Below are 18,956 nucleotides of genomic sequence, written 5' to 3'. Positions count from 1 at the left end.
TGAAGTACCAGGTCAGAGGGCCCTTACCGAATCGGTAAGGGCCCTCTGGCATTGCTGCGTGTCTAACTGCGTGACTGTCGATTCCCGCGTTACTACCGCGACTGGTCGGTGCCGAAGATGCCGTCCATGACGACGACGCCGGTCTGGATCACGGGCCGGATCTGCCTTCCGGTAGACCTCCGCACATGCCGCGCACCGGGTCGTACGGCGGTTGTTGCAGCGGACCAGCAGGCTCCCGCCGGGAGCCGTGCGGAGTCGAGGGACTTGTCCGGGCGATCTCTCGGGCGACGGGTGCCCAACGCCTCGGAATCTCGCTGTCGAAGGGCTTACCGAGTGAGGTAGAAGGGCGACATGGACACCGCAGAACTTCAGCGGACGCTGAACGAGACCGTCGGACACCTTGTCGTGCACCACGGATACACCCCCTACATGCGCGACTACGAGGTCATCGTCGACGCGTCGAACGGCGTCCAGAGCCCGCCGACCTACCTGCGGTTTCTCTTCCGGTACTGCGTCGAGGCCCGATGCGAGTCGTTCCTGTCCACGGATACCTGGCGGGATTCCCTGGACGACCGTCTACTCGACCGCGAAACCGCTGATCCCAACCCCGGTAGTTATGTCTGGGGCGCGAAGTACCACGAGATGTACGGTGCCGAGCTTCGCCCTGAGTCGGAGGCCACCCGCCACTGGTCCAAGGCTGTCGGGATCGACTTCCGTGAGGTCCACATCGAGACCAACGCGCACGATCTGACCCTGCTCTTCTCGGACCTTGAGGTGAGCGAGCTCCCGGTCGGATATGCGCCTTTCGTCGCGGACTGAGAACCAGGGTTCATGTGATTTGTGACTGGTGACCGGCTTAAACGGTTCGGGCCTTGGAAGACGGTCTACGCCCGCCACCGATTGTGGTCTGCCGACGGCACCTAAGAAATGCTTGGTCCAGCAGGTCCGGACCACGTCCCTGCAGCGGGCGGGATCCGATCGGGATGTCTCGGTCGACTCCACCATCGCATGGGCGCATCAGCACACGGTTGGCGCCCGCATCGGCCCACAGGCGGATGCCGAGATTTGATGGCGGCCCAGGTGACGACGCCCAGAACGAAGACGGGCGGGAGACTCACTGCCATGGTCACGTTCCTTCAGCGGACGGGGCAGCGGTGGGTGCGGGCGGCGAGTTCGGCGGCGGCGCGGGAGTCATAGTCGACGGAGAAGCCGCAGCGCGGAGCCGTACAGGCAGCGGTGTGCTTCTCCCGGCCGTAGTGGTCGTACGCGCTCCCCACCCAAACGGATCCGATGCGGGCCACGCTACGGAAACGGCGGTCAACGGTCACGGTGTTCGTTCCTCTCGCAGATGGGTGGCGATGGCATCGGCCATCGGCTGAGGGACACCGAGCCGAGCCCGGAGCGCGGACGGCCAGTACAGACCCGGATACGACATCCGGGCGTACACGGCGCCAGCAGCGCATAAGGCGGGGAGGCTGCCTGCGAGCAGCATGTCCGTAGCGTCGATCATCACGCCGATGCCCCTGCGAAGGCCGGGAACACGGCCGGGGTGAAGGCGGCGGCTCGGAAGGCAATGCCGTGCCGCTGCTGGCCGTTGAACGTGCTCTCCCAGGGCAGGGCAACCAGCCCCGGCAGCGCAACCGGCGCACCGAGCGCCGACCCCTCCGCCACCCCGCTCTCCGGCACAACGACCTTGACCAGCGACGACTCCCCGTCCTCGATGTACACGACGCCCAGGGACATCAACGTCTCACCGCTGACAGCGTCCTCGGCGATCTCGCCGGTCTTCCGGTCGCGAACCTTGGGCTCGGGAGCCTCGGTCAGCAGGATCGTCGCCGCCGAGGTCTCCACACGAATGGAACGCATCTGGATGTACTCCCTTGTGCAGCGCCCACACGAGGGCGCAAATAATCATCAAGTGGTACACATGGGGAGGTTGACCGCTTATAGGTCGGGTCGGGCGCGATACGCTCAAGGAGCGCTGATGCCAAAGACGCACCCGGCCTGAGTGGGCTGCCTCCCGCTCAGGCCACATTTGTTTCTGTGGCCGTATCACTCCCGCGCCGGACAGGTCTGCCTTCCTGACCAGCGCGTTCGCATGTCAGCCCACCCTCACGCACCGGATGCGAGAGGGAGTCTGCCGACACACACCACAGTAACTCGCACGCGAAGTACCGTCTAGTACTTCAGGTACTAGTCCGCACTTCTTGTACGCCCAACTCCCGCGCGAGCTCCCGAAGCTGATCGGACGGCAGGGGACTCATCGCCAGCAGGTCGGCCACCAGCTGCTTGACGGCGGGCTTGGCGCGGAACATCTCGGGGAGCAGTCCGCGCACCCTGACCAGGGAGTCGACGGCCCGGTCGATCTGACGGCGCTGGGCGTGCGCCTTGGCGAGGTCGATTCCGAAGCGGGCCTGCCGCTCCGAGGACAGTCCGGAGGCGTCCACGTCCTCCGCCGCGCGCAGGGCGATCCCGGCGTCCCCCAGGTCGACGGCGACGGCGACTTCGTGGAGCGCCACATTGGTGGGTCCGAATTCGGTGTTGTAGTCGTTGCGCCCGTCACCGACCTGCGCGGCCAGTTCCTTTGCCAGACGGAGGTAGGCGTAGGCGTCGTCCGCGCAGTTCAACCGGCCGGCGGCCACGGCGCGCTGAAGGGTGAGCGCCCCTCGCATCGCGACGGCTTCGGGTTCACCGTCCTCGGCCAGTGGCGCGAGGGCGTCCGCGGCACTTCCCGACACGCGGGCGGCCTGCTCGTAGTGACGTGCCCCGAGGAAGACGATCGAGAGCCGGAACTCGCCCGCGGCCATCAGCAGCGGGTCCCCCGCACGCTCGGCGGCGACCACGGAACGGTCCACGGCAATCCACGCGGCCTCCGGCTCACCCGAGTTCGCCAGCGCGGCACTGCAGGTGTGGTACATCGCGGCGAGCAGCCGGAACAGTCCGGGACGCTCCTCTTCGACGCCCGCACGGGTGGCCGACTCCAGGCGCGGGACCAGGTCCTCCAGCAGCTCGGCCAGGTCCGCGTAGTTGCCCTCGTGCGTCAGGGACCAGGCCCGCTCCACATCGGCCCGCAGGGTGGGGATGTCGGGCGGTTCGGGCTGCCCGAGAATCGCTTTGAGCGAGTGGGCCGAGCTGAGGACGAGCCGCAGTCGGCTCGCCCCAGGAGGCTCACTCTCGGAGACGGACGCCACGATCGGCGCTTCTGCAGCCAGCTCGGCAACAGGCACATCAAGGACTTCGGCGACCTTCTCCAGCACCGTCATCCGGTCGATACGGCGGACGCCGCGTTCCACCTGGGAGACCCAGGCTTCCGACCGGCCGAGGAGCCCGGCGAACTCCTTCTGCGACAGCCCCCGCCGCTTGCGGTTGAAGGCGATCTTCCGCCCGAGGGACTTCTCGTACTCAGCGCTCACCGTCGACACCCTTGCCCGATACGAAGTCCAGGCGGTCCACCTGGGTCGAGGAGAGGTACTGATCCCGCTCTTCGAGGAACTCCCGTACGTAGTTCTGCGACTCGTGCACCTCGAAGGCGGCGGTGTCGCGGTAGAGCTCGTAGAAGATCCGCTCCAGCGGCCGGCCGTCAACGCGGTGGACGGTGTAGATCACCGTTCCAGGTTCGTTCGCACGAATGTGCTCGCCGGTCCGCGTCACCAGCTCGTCGAACGCGGCAGCGGCAGCCTCGTCCTTGCACGTGAACCGCACCATCAGCCCGAACATCCGGGATTCCTTCCTCCTCGGCGAAACGGCCAGGCACCGCCCTACGGCGAACGCTATGCGGCAACCATCCGCACGAAAAGTTCGATCACGCACTTTTAGTATCCACACATCAAGTACGGTGCTAGTACTAATTCTACGGCTCATGAACCTCCACGTCAGCCGAATGGCCGCAGAGCCGTAAGAACCCGCAGGTCATCAGGGATGGAGGACACACACCGTGCCGACCTATCGACGCCCCTTCGCCGGTCTGCCCCAGGAGGTCAGCCGCGCTCGCCGCTGGACCCGGACTGTCCTCGGCCCTCATCCGTGCGCGGACGACGCACTGCTGGTCGTGACCGAGCTGGGCACCAACGCCATCGCCCACAGCGGCGGCGGCCGGGGCGGGTTCCACTTGGCCGTCACCTATACGGAGACCGCCGCGACCATCACGGTCACCGACTCCGGCGGGAGCAGCAGCCGCCCCCGGATCACTCACCCGGACGATGACGCGCTCGGAGGCCGGGGCCTGGCCCTGGTCAGCGCCTATGCAACCGAGATCCGCATCAGCGGCGACCACCACGGCCACACCATCACAGCCGAACTCTGCGCCAAGCCCACGGAGGCGGAGGCGTGCTGAGCCCTGCCGGTCGCTCCCCACTCCCCGGGCAGGCAGCATGACTACGCCGCCCTCCGATGAGCGACCTCTCCGCCCGGAAGTCGAGCAGGGCTACCAGGACGAGTTCCGCGCCGCCATGAACGCGGTCGTCAAGGCAGGCCCCGTTGGCCGTGCCCGATCCGTGCCCGATGAGCCGGTAAACAGCAGTCAACAGCGGACGCCAAGGAGCCTGCCCAGGAACGCCTTGGCTCCCATAGGCGCAGTTCAGAACAGTGCTGAAGCCTAGAGATGCGGTGATGCGGTGATTCCCAAGCTCGGGGCATCAGCCACCGGAATACGCGGTAGCCACCCCGACGCCTGGTTCTGTACCTTGCCCGCATGACTGACAACCGAAGGGGCAATGCCGCGTAGGCGCCCATCAGCCCTGCGGGGCGACCTCCCCGGGCGCCCCCTGAGGCGGCGAAGGTACCCATTGATTGATCACCTTTCAGGGTCCTGCACAGCCGACTTGCGTCGGCTGGAGCGAACTCGCTTCTGGCCCGAAGCTACGGAAGAAGCCTTCTGGCACTGGAAGGTCCTTGCCCACGGCCCTCTCAGGCAACTTGTAGACCCACGCATAGGTTCTGATTGCGGCCTCCCAGAGTGCGGGTGCTACGGCGCAGGCTTCCGCATGCACCTCGAAGCAGTGCTTCAGGCACTGCCCAGGAAGAGCGCGCGTGAGCTGCGCGTCCTTGTGCGGGCCCTGGACGAAGAGATTCTGGCGAGGGCCAAGATCATCCCTGCGGACAGTCTGGAGGCCCCTTGGTCACTAGGTCATCTCTAGCCTCTACTGACAACGGTCTTGCCCGTGACCGGCCGTTGAGCGGTGAGTGTCTAGCCACGTGACAACGCCGACGAACAACGGCGGACAAGCGCGGACGCCTGGGGGCCATCAACGCAGGTGAGAGGCGCACCAGCCCCAGGCAGAGCCCTCGCCCAAGTTGCTTCGGGACGGAGAGGTCGTGGGTTCAGATCCCGCCACCCCGACGCTGAAGTACCAGGGCAGAGGGCCCTTACCGGATGGGTGAGGGTCCTCTGGCGTTGCTGCGTGTCGTACTGCAGGTCCGGTGTCGGCCAGCAGGTCGTTCTTGAGCGCCGGTGGGCGGCCCTTGGGGACGCGATGGGGGTGGATATCATCCGATCGTGACCAGTTCCAGCGTGCGTACGACCGTTTTCGACATCGACGGCACGCTCTGCTTCGACGGGCGCTCCATCGACGAGCGGATCGTCTCCGCGATCGGGGACTGCGAGCGGGCGGGGCACGAGCTCGTGTTTGCCTCCGCGCGGCCCGTTCGGGATCTGCTGCCCGTGCTCGGTGGAGCCTTTCCTTCCGCCACGTTGATCGGCGGGAACGGGAGTCTCGTGTCGGTCGGTGGCCGGGTGCGGGCGCGGGCCGCCTTCGGGGGTGAGGAGTTGGGGCTGCTCCTGGGAGAGGCCGAGCGGTACCGCGCCGGGTATCTGGCCGACGGGCCCTGGGACTACGCCTACACCGGGCCCGCCGGGCATCCGATCCTGAGCCGTGTCGACCAAGGGGGTCTGGCCCGCAGGGTCGAGCCGGGCGAGCTGCCCGCCGTGGTGAAGTTCCTGGTCGTCGACGCCACCGATATGGCCGCCCTGGCCGAGGCCGGGCGGGCGCTCGGGATGACGGTGAACCACCACCTCGACGAGGCCATCATCGACTTCGCCCCGGGTACGACGACGAAGCGGGAGGCGCTGGCCTCGCTGGGGATCGACGAGTACAACGCCTTCGGCAACGACATCAACGATCTGGAGCTGCTCCGCGGTGCCCGGCATGCGGTACGGGTCGGGGCGCATCCCGGCCTGGACGGGGTCGCCCGTGTCACCGTCGCGCCGACTCCGGAGGCCGTGGCCGCCGAGATTTCCCGGCTGGCGGCAGACGGGTAACAACGCTGAGCAGCGTATGGTCAGCCGAGGGTGAGGAGTTCCTCGTGGAAGCCTCCGAACTCTCCTTCTCCGTGGACCAGGTGGATCTCCAGAATCCAGTGGCAGGTGCGGCCGGCCTTGTCCGTGCGGCGGAGGGGGCTTTCGTTGTCGGGGGCGATGTACGACTCGATGTCCGCACCCTCGATCGACTCGTGCGGGAACTCTCCGACCAGGTGCCCCGCGTGCCATCCGCCCAGTTCCCAGCCGGCCTTGTCGGCCAGCCGTGACACCTCGGCGTAGAGCTCTCTGCCCGTGATGTCACCGTGCTGTGCAAAGTGCTCCTTGGCCGCTGCGAAGACCTTCGGCAGATCCGCGCGGAGCCGGTGCTTCACCGGGTCGTCCCCGAGGACGAACGTCCGGCCGAAGTCCGCCTCGTACTCCTCGAAGATCGGCCCGAAGTCCGCGAAGACGATGTCGTCCGTGCCGATGACCCGGTCCGGCGGATTCTCCTTGTAGGGCATGAGGGTGTTCGGTCCCGAGCGGACGATCCTCTTGTGCCAGTGCCGGGTCGTGCCGAACAGTTCGTTCGCCAGATCGCGGATACGGTCGCTGACCGCCCGCTCCCCCTGGCCCGGGGCGATCAGGCCCCGTTCCTCGATGGTCTCGAAGAGCCGTACCGCCTTCGCCTGGGCACTCAACAGACGCGCTGCACGCATGGGTTCGTCATGGGACATGAGGTCGAACCTAACCAGCGGGGGTCACTCCGGTCCATGCGCCCCCTCCGGCGCGATGCGAGTGAGGAAGAAGTTCCGGATGTCCTCAGCGAGGAGTTCGGGCACTTCCATGGCGGCGAAGTGGCCGCCGCGGTCGAACTCCGACCAGTGCCCGATGTCGTACCGCAGCTCGGCCAGGGGCCGTACCGGCCGGGTGATGTCGTGTGCGAAGACCGCCACGCCGATCGGCACGGGGCACGGTTCGGCCCGGCGCGGAGCGTCGTGGTGGAGGCGGGCGGCGGAGGCCGCGGTGGCGGTGAGCCAGTACAGCGAGACGTTGGTGAGGATCCGCTCGTCGTCGATCGGGGCGCGGGGGTCGGTCCACTGGGCGAAACGTTCCGCAATCCACGCCAGTTGGCCGACCGGGGAGTCGGTCAGTGCGTAGCCGATGGTCTGCGGGGTGAGGGCCTGGAGAGCCTGGTACGGCGGGCGGTTCGCCATCAGCTTTCTGATCTTGTCCAGGCGGGCTTCGTCCGACGCGGACAGTTCCAGGCCGGCGTCCGGGACCGGCGGGGTCGGCAGGTAGTTGACGTGTACGCCGACGACCTGTTCGGGTGCCACCGCGCCGAGTGCGGTGGAGATGCCGGAGCCGAAGTCGCCGCCCTGGGCGCCGTAGCGCTCGTACCCGAGCCGGTGCATCAGCTCGACCCAGGCCCGGGCGATACGGACGATGTCCCAGCCGCGTTCATGGGTCGGCCCGGAGAAGCCGTAGCCCGGGATGGACGGGATCACCAGGTGGAAGTCGCGCGACAGCGGCTCGATGACATCGAGGAACTCCAGGAACGAGCCGGGCCAGCCGTGGGTGAGGATCAGCGGGAGGGCTTCGGGGTCGGCGGACCGGACATGGACGAAGTGGATGTTCTGACCGTCGATCTCGGTGGTGAAGTGCGGTAGTTCGTTGAGTCTCTTCTCGTGCTCGCGCCAGTCGTAGCGGGTGCGCCAGTGCTCGGCGAGTTCCCTGAGGCGGGCCAGCGGGAAACCGTAGTCCCATCCGGCGTCGGCGACCTCGTTCGGCCAGCGGGTGCGGGCGAGCCGGTCGGTCAGATCGTCGAGGTCGGCCTGGGGGATCTCGATGCGGAACGGCTTGATCATGTTCTCTGCACTCCAGAGTTTATTGGGGTGGCTAATGTTTGCCCAACCAATGACTGAACGGTAACAGGGAATCGTAGGTGTGACCAATGATTCGGTAGACTCGTCTTCATGGAGAACCCGACCGAGAACACGCCCGCCGGATGGCGGAGCCTGCCCAGCTGGCTGCTCACCCAGACCGCCCAGCACGCACACCGGCTGGTGGCCGACGGGTTCTCGGCCGTCGGCGCCCGCGGCTACGACTTCCGCCTGCTCGCGACGTTGGAGGAGTCCGGCCCGCTCAGCCAGGCCGGACTCAGCCGCCGTAGCGGCATCCATGTCAGCGACCTGGTCGCGGCAATCAACGAACTCGCCGGACGCGGACTGGTCGAGCGCGCCCCCGACCCCTCCGACCGGCGGCGCAACATCATTTCGCTGACCACCGACGGCGGGCGGCAGCTCCGGCGGCTGGAGCAGCCGCTGGCCGAAGCCCAGGACACGCTGCTGGCACCGCTGTCGCCCGCGGAGCGGCAGCAGTTGACCGGCCTCCTGTCCAGGCTGCTCGACCACCACGACCGGCCGAGCGGCGGGCCCGAAGAGCCCCGGCGCTGACAGGAGCGCGCCCGGGTTTGGCGGCGAGGGGTACGGGAAGCAGGCCGAGGGAAGGACCGTACGCGCAGAAAACCGCGAGTTCTTCGGCCGGTTGGGGCGCTCCGCACAGGATCAGCTCATAGGGTGACGCCTCTGGCCGGTCCGGTGCGCTCCTCCCCCGGGAGTGTGCCGCAGCTGCGCTCCCGCTCTGGAGACCCACGTGAACAAGTCCCCGTCGTCCTCGCGCAGGTTCACCGGTGCTGCCGCGCTCGTCGTTCTGACTGCTCTGTACGTCGCCCAGGCCGGGGCGGTGCCCCAGGCGTCCACCCGGGTCGCCCCCGTACCCTCGGCGGATGCCGGTGAGCCACCCGCGCGGTCGGGCGACGGTAAGGCCCGAATGGAAAGGGCCGAAGAGGCGGATGGGGTGGCCGCGCCGGTCCGGGGGGCCGCGCGGCTGAACATCGACTCCGGGCAGCAGCCGGAGGGCATCGTCGCCGAACCGGACGGTTCGGTCGTCGTCACCTTCGCGCCCACCCGTCAGATCGTCCGGATCACCCCGTCCGGCGAACTGCGCGTCCTGGCCACGCTGCCCGCCCCGCCGCCGCAGGCCGAGACGCCCGCGGTCGGCGAGCCGTACGCGGGCGGAATCGTACGGGCCGAGGACGGGACGCTGTACGTCACGTACGCCACCGGGACCGACGACCTCACCGGTGTCTGGCGGATCGCGGCGGACGGGGGCGTTCCGCGCCGGGTCGTCGCGCTGCCCTCCGGCGGTCTGCCGAACGGGATCGCCCTGGACACCCGGTCCCGGCAGCTCTACATCACCGACTCCTTCGCCGGACGGGTGTGGCGGGCGCCTGCGGCCGGGGGCCCGGCGGTGGTGTGGAGCGCCGATCCGCTGCTCGCCCGGCATTCCGAGGGGTTCGCCGGGGCCAACGGGATCAGGGTCCACGCCGGAGCGGTCTGGGTGACCAACCACGACCGCGGCACCGTACTGCGGTTTCCGGTGACGGGGCCGCGGTCCGCGCCCGTCGCGGGGCGGCCCGAGACGGTGGCCGAGGGGTTGGGCGAGATCGACGACCTGGTGTTCACCGGCGACGGCGACGGTCTGCTGGTCGCCGGGGTCACCGACAGCAGGGTGCTGCTGGTCCGCGACGGCAAGGGCACTCCCGTACTGGACGAGGAGGACGGGCTGCAGAATCCCACGGCGCTGGCCCGGCACGGTACGACGGTGCATATCGCCAGTTCGGCGCAGTACACGCTCACCGATCCGCATGTTCTCAGCGCAACCCTGACCCGGTGAGGGGCTGGTGAGTTCGGTGAGTCCGGTGGGCAGGGAGCGGCGGTGGGTGCCGGGGCCGGCACCCACCGCCGTAACCGCGGGAAGGATCAGAGCAGCCGAGCTTCCGGGTCCTCCGGGCGGTACACCGCCAGTGCCCAGATGATGAACACGTCGATCGCGATCACGATCAGGGCCCAGACCGGCAGATACGGGAGGAACAGGAACTGGGCGATCAGGCTGATGGAGGCCAGGAAGATGCCCAGCCAGCGCGCCCACTCCATGTTCTTGAGCACCCCGTAGCCGGCGATCACCAGCAGGATGCCGATGATCAGGTGGATCCAGCCCCAGCCGGTGAGGTTGATCCGGTAGACGTAGTCCCCGACCGTTCCGTAGATCACGTCCTTGTTGATGGCCGCGATGCCCTGGAGGATCGCGAGGACACCGCTGCACAGCATCAGGACCCCGGCGAAAACGACCCCGCCGACCGCCCATGAGCTGTTGCCCGATGAACCGGGGCCGGTGCCGTGGGCCCCGGACCTGTGCGGCGGGGTCCCGGTCGGCTGTGGTGCCTGGGTCATGGGACTCTCCTTCGTCGTCCCGTACGCCCGACGCATACGGGGTCCGGATTCGAGCGTCGGACCGGACCTCTCGTACCGCTATTCGGATGCACCCGTTCGGGTGATGTCCGCGGCCGGGTCCTCATCGAGGAAATCGACGATCGCGAAGGCGAGCAGCAGGGCCAGAGCGATACCGACCACAACCCATGCCGTGGGATAACTCCACACCAGATAGACGACGAGCGCGACCGCGACCAGCGCCCAGACGATCCAGCGGCGGTAGCGGTGGATCCACGGTCCGACCGGGCCCGTACGCATGCCGTAATGGTCGGCGGTGGACCGGACGGACCGGATGCCGGAGTGCCAGAGCTGCCGTACGAGGGCGGCGCGGCGGCCCGGTCCGGTCAGCCAGGCGGCCAGCGCGACCACGATCCCGAGGACGACGACCATGCGGATGGTCGTACGCATCAGCCTGACCAGCGCGTCGTACACGGCTCCGGCGGCCGGCTGGGAGGCCGACGGCGGCAGGGCATCCAGATAGACCGCCCGGAAGACGGTCAGTCCCAGGCCGAGGACCAGGGTCGCGAAGGCGACCCCGAGGGCGGCGGCGACGAGGGCCCTGCGGCGGCGCAGGGCCAGCAGCACTCCGGCCGCGACCAGCAGGATCGCCAGGACCGGCAGCCAGAACCCGGCCAGCTGCAGCAGCCGGAACCCGGTCTTCAGCTTTCCGATGTCATCGGATTTGACGATCGTGAACTGGGTGTGGACCTCGGGGATCTTGCCGGCGGCGGTCAGTCCGTCGGCCACCAGACGCTCTTTGACCTGGTCGATCACGGGCGCCAGGTCGATCTGGACGGCGTTGTCGGTGAGCTTGACCGCTCCTCCGCCGCTGCCGGTCAGCGCTTTGTCCACAGAGCTGTGGATTTTCCGGTTCGCGTCCGTCCAGAAGGTCTGGAAGCGGTCGGAGGCGACGACCTGCTTCGCCTTGTCGTGGACGAAGCTCTTGAGCGCGTTCTCCAGAGCGCCGCCCAGCTTGCCGAGTGCGGCCGTCAGCCGGGGCCGGTCGGCCGGAGCGACGCCCTCCAGGAGGGTGTTGAGGTCGATGTGCTGCATCACCGCGTCGGTGACCCGGTTCGCCACCGCGTTCTGCACATCGCCGTTGGCGGCGATCGGGGCGACGGTCGCCACGTACCGGTCCGTGTTCCCGACCTCCTGGGCGGCCCAAGCGGCGACCACGCTCAGGGGGGCGAGCACACAGCCGACGACGATCAGCAGGGCGGAGAAGAAGGCGCGGACCCGGTGGTGCCCGGGGCGTACGGCGGTCTGCTGCGCGCTCTCCAGTGCTGCGACGCGCTCCCGCAGTCGCTTCAGTTCATCGGGGGTGTGGGCGCCCGGGACCTTGCCGGGGCTGCCGGGCGGGACTTCGCGAGAGCCGTCGCCCGGGATCTTGCGGGGGTCGTCGGGCGGGCCGGTGGCGTCCGGTGGTTCCTGTGCCATGCGCCGCCTCCGCCGCCGTTGCTGTCGCTCTCCGCCGCCGCCGTACCGGATACCGGGCCTGCGCCGGCTGTACGTACCGGTGCAGCCAGCGAACCGGCGGTACGGCGTGCGGGCGAGTCGCACTGGTCCGTACGGGCACAAGCTCACCCGTACGGGCCCGTCCCCGCGCAGGCGGCATCGGCGGGGCTTTGAGTGGGGGCATGGGTACGGACGAGGGAAGCGCGGCACCGGGCGGGAGCGGCGGCTCCGGTTCCGGATCCGCCGCCGGAGGGCCACCGGGGAAGGGCGCCAAGTCGCAGGGCTCCGAGGGGGAGGGCCCGGGGAGTCAGGGCGCCGCGCCCAGCGGGCCGGGGACGGCCAGCGCGGTGCCCCTGGGGGACATTCTTCGAAGCCGCGGATATCTGACCCTGCTGCTCTTCTCGGCGGTCCTCGGCGCCCCGATCGCCCTTCTCGCCTTCCTCTTCGTCAGCCTTCAGCACGAACTCCAGCGTGCCGTCTGGACCGATCTGCCGAAAGCCGTCGGCTATGCCGAAGCCCCCTGGTGGTGGCCGCTGCCCGCGCTGCTGCTGGCCGGGCTGATCCTCGTGCCGGTCGTCACCCGTCTCCCCGGCGGCGGCGGTCACCAGCCGGTGAAAGGGCTCGGCGGGCCGCCGCTCGGGCCGTCGGCGCTGCCGGGCGTCGTGATCGCGGCGCTCGCGACGCTGCCGCTGGGCGTGGTGCTCGGGCCCGAGGCCCCTCTGATGGCGCTCGGCAGCGGTCTCGCGCTCCTCGCCCTCGGGTCCGTGAAACGTTCCGCCCATCCGAAGGCCGGACTGGTGCTGGCGATGAGCGGATCGACCACCGCGATCTCCACGATCTTCGGCGGGCCGCTGGTCGCGGTCGTGATGGTCGTCGAAGCGGCGGGGCTGGCCGGTACCCAGCTCTTCGTCCTGCTGCTGCCCTGTCTGCTGGCCAGCGGGGTCGGCGCGCTCGTCTTCACCGGCTTCGGCAGATGGACCGGCTTCTCCACGGGCGCGCTCGAACTGCCGTCCGTACCGCCGAACACCACCCCGGACCCCGGGGACTTCCTGTGGGGCGTGCCCGTCGCCGTACTGATCGCCGTGATCGTGTTCTCCGCCCACCGGATCGGTACGGTCACCGCCCGGTGGACCGAGCTGCGCACCGCGCCGCGCACGGTGGCCTGCGCCGTCGCCGTCGGGGTGCTCATCGCCGCGTACGCCCTGATCACCGGCCGGTCCCCGGCCGAGGCGGCACTCTCCGGGCAGACCACGCTCGGGGCGCTCGCCGCCGATCCGGGCGCCTGGCCGGTCGCCGCGCTCCTGGTGCTCGTCGTCTGCAAGGGGCTGGCCTGGGGCATCGCGCTCGGCAGCCTGCGCGGCGGGCCGATCTTCCCGGCCGTGCTGCTCGGGGCGGCGATGGGGGTGGCCTGCTCGGGGCTGCCGGGGCTCGGGACGACCTCGGGGCTCGCGCTCGGAATGGTGACCGCGACGGCGGCGGTCACCCGGCTGCCCGTCACCAGCGCCTTGCTGACCACGCTGCTGCTCGGGCCGGACGCGTCGAATCAGACGCCGCTGATCGCGGTCTGCGCGGTCGTCGGCTTCGTCACGGCGCATCTGCTGGAGCGTGCGAGAGGGAGGCGGGAGAAGAAGGGGGCGGCGGAGGCGGGGGCAGCTGCCGGGAGTGCGTGAACCGTGGTGCGGCCGGAGGTACGGGAAACGGGTCCGGGTCCTCGCAACAGCCGCCGTCACTGCTGCTGCGGAGGCCGCTGCGGTGGGTGTTGCGGTGGGTGTTGCGGGTACTGCGGTGGCTGTTGCGGCGGCCTTCCGGGAACTAACCCGACAAGAAGTCTTTGTCGTATCCGGGAACCGGACCCGGGGGCGGCTCGTTGGGCATATTGGGCAAAGGAAACGTCAAGAAAGGCGCGGCCCGCGCCGGATTGGGCAGGGATTTCCATGGGTGTCAGCCTCTCCAAGGGCGGCAATGTCTCGCTTACCAAGGAGGCCCCTGGCCTTACCGCGGTCATCGTCGGCCTCGGCTGGGACGTCCGCACCACGACCGGGACGGACTTCGACCTCGACGCGAGCGCGCTCCTGATCGACGGTGCCGGCAAGGTCCTCTCCGACCAGCACTTCATCTTCTTCAACAACCTCAAGAGCCCCGAGGGCGCCGTCGAGCACACCGGTGACAACCTCACCGGTGAGGGCGAGGGCGACGACGAGCAGATCAAGGTCGACCTGGCCGCCGTCCCGGCCAACGCCGAGAAGATCGTCTTCCCCGTTTCGATCCACGAGGGCGAGAGCCGCGGCCAGTCCTTCGGCCAGGTGCGCAACGCGTTCATCCGCGTGGTCAACCAGGCCGGCGGCGCCGAGCTCGCCCGCTACGACCTCAGCGAGGACGCTTCGACGGAGACCGCGATGGTCTTCGGCGAGCTGTACCGCCACGGCGCGGAGTGGAAGTTCCGTGCGGTGGGCCAGGGGTACGCCTCCGGTCTGCGCGGTATCGCCCAGGACTTCGGCGTCAACATCTGACGGTGCCGGCGCACTGATTGCACAGGGTCCGCTGCCTTCGGGCGGCGGACCCTTGCCGGTTCCCGGAGCGGGTGATCCACTGGAGGTCCGGCCCGGACGGCGCCGGATCAGAGGCCGGCCGCCGCGCGGACCGGGCGGCTCGCGCCGGGCGGGCAACGCCGTCCCCCGGCCGTACAGCCGTTCCGCCGTACAGCCGGATGCCGGGTAGCCGTAGAACCGGATGCCGGATAGCCGGGTAGCCGTACAACCGAAGAACCGCAGAAAAGACGAGGTTTACATGGCCACGACCGCCGAGCACCTCGCACCACCCCCGGGCGTCGACCTGGTCTGGTACGGCCGGGTGGCCGAGCTGGCCGAGGAGGCACTGTCCCACCGCCATCTCCTCGACGCGGAGGAGTCGTCCCGGCTGGACGCCTTCTTACGCCCTAAGGACCGCCATGCCTATGCGGTGGCGCACGTGGCCCTGCGCAGGCTGCTGGGCATGCATCTGGGCATCGCCCCCGCCGCCGTCGCCATGGAGCGCCGTCCCTGCTCCCGCTGCGGAGGGCCCCACGGGCGGCCCGCGGTCCCCGAAGACCGGGTGCACTTCTCCCTCTCGCACACCAGCCGTACGACGGACGGCAGAGTGCTGATCGCGCTCGCCCGCACCGCCGTGGGGGTGGATGTCGAAGTGGTCCCGGGCGAACAGACGGTCGCTGAGGTGAGCCGGCAGCTGCATCCCCATGAGCGGACCGAACTGGACGCGCTGCATCCGGCGGACCGGCCACTGGCCTTCGCCCGCTGCTGGACCCGTAAGGAGTCCGTGCTGAAGGCGACCGGCGCCGGGCTGGGCGAGGGGGTCAGTGGCATTCACGTAGGCGCGGGGCCGGTCCCGCAGCAGCGGCCCATGGGGGCCGAACTCCCCTGTGCGCTGACCGATCTCCCCGCCGGGCCCGGCTATGCGGCCGCCGTCGCCGTGCTGGGGACACCTGCGCGGACCCCCGGCCCGTCCCCCGACCTCGACGGAGACTGACGCATGCAGTTCATCATTTTCATGACGCTTCCGGGGCTGGTGATCCTGCTCACGGTCATAGCCTTCGTCGACTATCTGATGCGGGCGACGGGCCGTGGCAAACGGACCGGGCGGGTGTCCGCCACCGGCTTCGAGCAACTGCACGCGGCGTTCTCCCCGGGCAAGGCCACGGAGCTGAAGGAGCGGCAGAGTTCGCTGCTGATGAAGGACGACGACGAGGACGGCGCTCCGCCGAATCGTTCCGTCGTGGATCTCGACGGCGGGGTGGCGGTGGTACGGCTGCCGCCCGCGGGGGCCGGGGGCAGCGCCCGCTGAGACGGGTCACGGCGGTACGTGCGGCTGTCGCCCGGGCCAGGCCGGGGCTCGGACCGGCCGGGCCCGGTCACGACAGTACGGTGCCGGCCGGACCCGGTCAGGGCGGTACGGTGCCGCCCGCGGCGACCGCGGGGCGGCACCCGGGACCGGCGGGTCGGCCGGTGGTCGGCCGGTGGTCAGGAGGCAGCCGGTCGGCTCGCCTTCAGGGAGTACATCAGCGGGACCCGCGGCTGCCCGGCCGGGAAGCGGAGGTAGCCGTCCCGCTTCTCCAGGGAGTCGAAGCGTTCGAACAGCGACACGTCGTGTTCGTGGAGGAACTCCAGCCGCAGCCCGGTGGCGCAGAGCGCCGAGACGACCTCGCCGATCGGATGCTGCCACTCCACCGTTCGGTTGTGGACGGTCTCGGCGGACCGGTCGGCGTACGTTCCGGGCTCGTCCTCCTGCCACGGCTCGCGGGCGAAGTAGTCGTGGACGATGCGCGAACCGGTCTCGTCGTCGAGGACGTCGGTGATCGGGTGGAACTCTGCGAGGTAGAGGAATCCGCCGGGCGCCACGAAGGACGCCGCGGTCTCGGCCCAGCGCTTGATGTCGGGGAGCCAGCTGAGGGCTCCGACACCGGTGTAGACGATGTCGTACGGCCCTTCGGGCACGGCTGCCGCGGCGTCGTACACATCGGCGGCCACGAACGCGGCGCGCTCCGGGCCCAGACCGATCTTCGCGGCGAGCGCGCGGGCGCTCTCGACGGCCGGTTCGGAGAAGTCGAGGCCGACGACGCGCGAGGCGCCGTGGCGTGCCCAGCCCAGGGTGTCGAGGCCGATGTGGCACTGGAGGTGGAGCAGGCTGCGTCCGCTCACGTCACCGACCTCCGCGACTTCGAAATCGCGCAGCGGGTCCTTGCCCGCGAGGAAGGCGTCGATCTCGTAGAAGTCACCGGTCATATGAATGGGGACGCGCTCGTCCCAGTTGGATTTATTGGTCTCTCGCCAGCCTTCGGGGATCTCTCGCAGGTACATGAATCCCGACGTTATCCACAGGCTGCGGACAGCGCGAACGGTTTGTCGGCGCCCGGCGCAGAATGGGGTCATGACTGAGAACACACAGCCGGACGCGCCGGAGTCGCCGCAGCATTCGTCGCCGTCCTCACCGCAGGGTTCCGCGGCTCGGACGCCCGCGGCTCAGGGGTCCGCGGCTCAGGGGTCCGCGGCTCAGGGGTCCGCGGCTCAGGGGTCCGCGTCGTCGCTTCCCGGGCAGTCCCCGTTGTGGGAGCAGCGCTTCCGGGCGCCGCGCGTGTCGCTTCCCGACTGGGCGCAGGACGCTCCGGACCGTTCCCTCTTCGTCTCCAATGCGACGGGGACGTACGAGTTGTACGCATGGGACCGGGCGAGCGGCGAGCAGCGGCAGGTCACCGACCGGCCGAACGGCACGACCGACGGGGTGCTGTCTCCGGACGGCGAGTGGATCTGGTGGTTCTCGGACAAGGACGGGGACGAGTTCGGCATATGGCTGCGGCAGCCCTTCGGCGGCGGGCCGGACGTGCCGGCCGCCCCGGGGCTGGATCCGTCGTATCCGGCGGGGCTGGCGATCGGCCGGAACGGCGTCGCGGTGGTCGGGCGGTCCACCGACGAGGACGGCACGACGATTCATGTCGTCCGGAACGCGGCGGCGTGCAGCCCGCCGGTGGAGATCTACCGGCACCGGGAGTCGGCCGGGGTGGGCGATCTGTCCCGTGACGGGACACTGATCGCCGTCGAGCACACCGAGCACGGCGATGCGATGCACTCGGCGCTGCGGGTGGTCGGCCTCGGCGGTGAGACGGTCGCCGAGCTGGACGACACCGAGGGCGGCACCAAGGAGCTGGGGCTGGAGGTCCTCGGCTTCGCCCCGGTCGACGGGGACACCCGGCTGCTGGTGGGGCATCAGCGGCGGGGCCGCTGGGAGCCGATGATCTGGGACGTGGCCTCCGGGGCCGAGACGCCGCTGGCGATCGACCTGCCGGGCGATGTGAACGCCGAGTGGTATCCCGACGGCTCCGGGCTGCTGGTCGCGCACAGCTTCGAGGCCCGCGGTGAGCTGTGGCGGTACGACCTGGCGTCGGGCGGGCTGACCCGGATCGACAGTCCGGCCGGTTCGGTCTCGGGGGCGACGGCCCGCCCGGGCGGCGAGGTCGAGTATCTGTGGTCGTCGGCGGCGCTGCCGCCGCAGGTGCGGTCGACGGCGGGCGGGATCGTGCTGGACCCGCCGGGTGCGAAGGCGCCGGAGTCGGTGCCGGTGGAGGACGTCTGGGTGGAGGGGCCGGGCGGGAAGGTGCATGCGCTGGTGCAGCGGCCCGCGGGGGCGGAGGGTCCGCTGCCGACGGTCTTCGAGATCCACGGCGGCCCGACGTGGCACGACAGCGACTCCTTCGCGGCGGGCCCGGCGGCCTGGGTGGACCAGGGCTATGCGGTGGTCCGGGTGAACTACCGGGGCTCGACGGGCTACGGCCGGGCGTGGACGGACGCGCTCAAGCACCGGGTCGGGCTGATCGAGTTGGAGGACATCGCGGCGGTCCGCGAGTGGGCGGTGGCGTCGGGGCTGGCCGATCCGGAGCGGCTGATCCTGGCGGGTGGCTCCTGGGGCGGCTATCTCACCCTCCTCGGGCTGGGGACCCAGCCGGGGGCCTGGGCGCTGGGTCTGGCCGCGGTGCCCGTCGCGGACTACGTCACGGCGTACCACGACGAGATCGAGGCGCTGAAGTCGATGGACCGCACGCTGCTGGGCGGGACCCCGGAGGAGGTGCCCGAGCGGTTCGCGGCGTCGTCGCCGCTGACCTATGTGGATGCGGTGCGGGCGCCGGTCTATATCTCGGCGGGGGTGAACGACCCGCGCTGTCCCATCCGCCAGGTGGAGAACTACGTCGACCGGCTGGCCGCCCGGGGCGCGGTCCACGAGGTCTACCGGTACGACGCGGGGCACGGCTCTCTGGTGGTCGAGGAGCGGATCAAGCAGGTGGCGATGGAGATCGCGTTCGCGGCGGCGCATCTGCCCGGCCCGGGCGGCGGCGCGGGGCGTCAGGACGGCCCGGCCGGAGAGGGGGGCGCGCAGGAGTAGCCGGAAGGCGT

19 protein-coding genes are annotated in these 18,956 nt (G+C 69.8%); 10 read left to right on the top strand and 9 right to left on the bottom strand.

All coding sequences use genetic code 11. The features are described 5' to 3' along the window. Positions 1–351: 351 nt before the first annotated feature. Positions 352–819 carry a YxiG-like protein gene (locus B7R87_RS17725; protein ID WP_006347701.1) on the top strand — a complete coding sequence of 156 codons (468 nt, stop codon included), beginning with the start codon at positions 352–354 and terminating at the stop codon, positions 817–819. A 317-nt stretch (positions 820–1,136) separates the two neighbouring features. Here the strand turns inward: B7R87_RS17725 and B7R87_RS17720 are convergent, their stop codons facing one another. The 4 genes from B7R87_RS17720 to B7R87_RS17705 form a co-directional block, all read right to left on the bottom strand. Then, the gene (locus tag B7R87_RS17720) at positions 1,137–1,328 is read right to left on the bottom strand and encodes a mobile element transfer protein (protein WP_006347702.1); all 192 of its coding nucleotides are present in this window, start codon (positions 1,326–1,328) and stop codon (positions 1,137–1,139) included. A gap of 181 nt (positions 1,329–1,509) precedes the next feature. Further along, positions 1,510–1,866 (bottom strand): SCO3933 family regulatory protein, encoded by a 357-nt coding sequence (locus B7R87_RS17715; RefSeq protein WP_006347703.1) that lies wholly within the window; start codon positions 1,864–1,866, stop codon positions 1,510–1,512. A gap of 320 nt (positions 1,867–2,186) precedes the next feature. After that, positions 2,187–3,413, bottom strand: coding sequence for a helix-turn-helix domain-containing protein (locus B7R87_RS17710; protein WP_006347704.1), 1,227 nt, complete (start codon positions 3,411–3,413; stop codon positions 2,187–2,189). Then, the gene (locus B7R87_RS17705; protein ID WP_006347705.1) at positions 3,403–3,717 is read right to left on the bottom strand and encodes a putative quinol monooxygenase; all 315 of its coding nucleotides are present in this window, start codon (positions 3,715–3,717) and stop codon (positions 3,403–3,405) included. The genes B7R87_RS17710 and B7R87_RS17705 overlap by 11 nt, the downstream gene beginning before the upstream one ends. Before the next feature lie 217 nt (positions 3,718–3,934). Between B7R87_RS17705 and B7R87_RS17700 the strand changes: the two genes are divergently transcribed. Next, positions 3,935–4,333: an ATP-binding protein gene (locus tag B7R87_RS17700; protein ID WP_006347706.1), complete on the top strand. Its 399-nt coding sequence runs from the start codon at positions 3,935–3,937 to the stop codon at positions 4,331–4,333. A gap of 1,161 nt (positions 4,334–5,494) precedes the next feature. Beyond that, entirely contained in the window at positions 5,495–6,256 is a 762-nt protein-coding gene (locus tag B7R87_RS17695; RefSeq protein ID WP_006347707.1) for an HAD hydrolase family protein, read from the top strand. A gap of 20 nt (positions 6,257–6,276) precedes the next feature. Here B7R87_RS17695 and B7R87_RS17690 read toward each other — a convergent pair whose 3' ends face one another. Both B7R87_RS17690 and B7R87_RS17685 read right to left on the bottom strand, forming a co-directional pair. Next, complete coding sequence (locus B7R87_RS17690; RefSeq protein ID WP_040915267.1) at positions 6,277–6,969, bottom strand: M24 family metallopeptidase; 693 nt, start codon at positions 6,967–6,969, stop codon at positions 6,277–6,279. A 24-nt stretch (positions 6,970–6,993) separates the two neighbouring features. Further along, complete coding sequence (locus tag B7R87_RS17685) at positions 6,994–8,100, bottom strand: epoxide hydrolase family protein (RefSeq protein ID WP_006347709.1); 1,107 nt, start codon at positions 8,098–8,100, stop codon at positions 6,994–6,996. Between the two features lie 108 nt (positions 8,101–8,208). On the opposite strand from B7R87_RS17685, the gene B7R87_RS17680 reads away from it, so the two are divergent. Both B7R87_RS17680 and B7R87_RS17675 read left to right on the top strand, forming a co-directional pair. Continuing rightward, entirely contained in the window at positions 8,209–8,688 is a 480-nt protein-coding gene (locus B7R87_RS17680; RefSeq protein ID WP_006347710.1) for a MarR family winged helix-turn-helix transcriptional regulator, read from the top strand. Positions 8,689–8,887: 199 nt separating this feature from the next. After that, on the top strand, positions 8,888–9,970 hold the full coding sequence (locus tag B7R87_RS17675; protein WP_040915269.1) for an SMP-30/gluconolactonase/LRE family protein: 1,083 nt from the start codon (positions 8,888–8,890) through the stop codon (positions 9,968–9,970). 86 nt (positions 9,971–10,056) lie between these two features. On the opposite strand, the gene B7R87_RS17670 is transcribed toward B7R87_RS17675, so the two are convergent. Further along, positions 10,057–10,527: a DUF7144 family membrane protein gene (locus B7R87_RS17670; protein ID WP_006347712.1), complete on the bottom strand. Its 471-nt coding sequence runs from the start codon at positions 10,525–10,527 to the stop codon at positions 10,057–10,059. Positions 10,528–10,605: 78 nt separating this feature from the next. Then, the gene (locus B7R87_RS17665) at positions 10,606–12,003 is read right to left on the bottom strand and encodes a hypothetical protein (RefSeq protein WP_006347713.1); all 1,398 of its coding nucleotides are present in this window, start codon (positions 12,001–12,003) and stop codon (positions 10,606–10,608) included. Between the two features lie 200 nt (positions 12,004–12,203). Between B7R87_RS17665 and B7R87_RS17660 the strand changes: the two genes are divergently transcribed. The 4 genes from B7R87_RS17660 (at position 12,204) to B7R87_RS17645 (ending at position 15,858) form a co-directional block, all read left to right on the top strand. Next, entirely contained in the window at positions 12,204–13,691 is a 1,488-nt protein-coding gene (locus B7R87_RS17660) for a chloride channel protein (protein ID WP_040915271.1), read from the top strand. A gap of 264 nt (positions 13,692–13,955) precedes the next feature. Beyond that, positions 13,956–14,531, top strand: a complete 576-nt coding sequence (locus B7R87_RS17655; protein WP_006347715.1) for a TerD family protein — start codon at positions 13,956–13,958, stop codon at positions 14,529–14,531. Between the two features lie 277 nt (positions 14,532–14,808). Further along, positions 14,809–15,543, top strand: a complete 735-nt coding sequence (locus B7R87_RS17650; protein ID WP_006347716.1) for a 4'-phosphopantetheinyl transferase family protein — start codon at positions 14,809–14,811, stop codon at positions 15,541–15,543. A 3-nt stretch (positions 15,544–15,546) separates the two neighbouring features. Then, entirely contained in the window at positions 15,547–15,858 is a 312-nt protein-coding gene (locus tag B7R87_RS17645; RefSeq protein WP_006347717.1) for a DUF6191 domain-containing protein, read from the top strand. Between the two features lie 176 nt (positions 15,859–16,034). Here B7R87_RS17645 and B7R87_RS17640 read toward each other — a convergent pair whose 3' ends face one another. Further along, positions 16,035–16,871 (bottom strand): class I SAM-dependent methyltransferase, encoded by an 837-nt coding sequence (locus B7R87_RS17640; protein ID WP_040915273.1) that lies wholly within the window; start codon positions 16,869–16,871, stop codon positions 16,035–16,037. 244 nt (positions 16,872–17,115) lie between these two features. Between B7R87_RS17640 and B7R87_RS17635 the strand changes: the two genes are divergently transcribed. Then, complete coding sequence (locus B7R87_RS17635) at positions 17,116–18,945, top strand: S9 family peptidase (RefSeq protein WP_040915275.1); 1,830 nt, start codon at positions 17,116–17,118, stop codon at positions 18,943–18,945. Positions 18,946–18,956 lie beyond the last annotated feature (11 nt).

It is taken from the genome of Streptomyces tsukubensis, from assembly GCF_003932715.1.
Taxonomy (GTDB): Bacteria; Actinomycetota; Actinomycetes; order Streptomycetales; family Streptomycetaceae; genus Streptomyces; species Streptomyces tsukubensis.
This window is presented reverse-complemented; position numbering and strand designations above follow the sequence as displayed.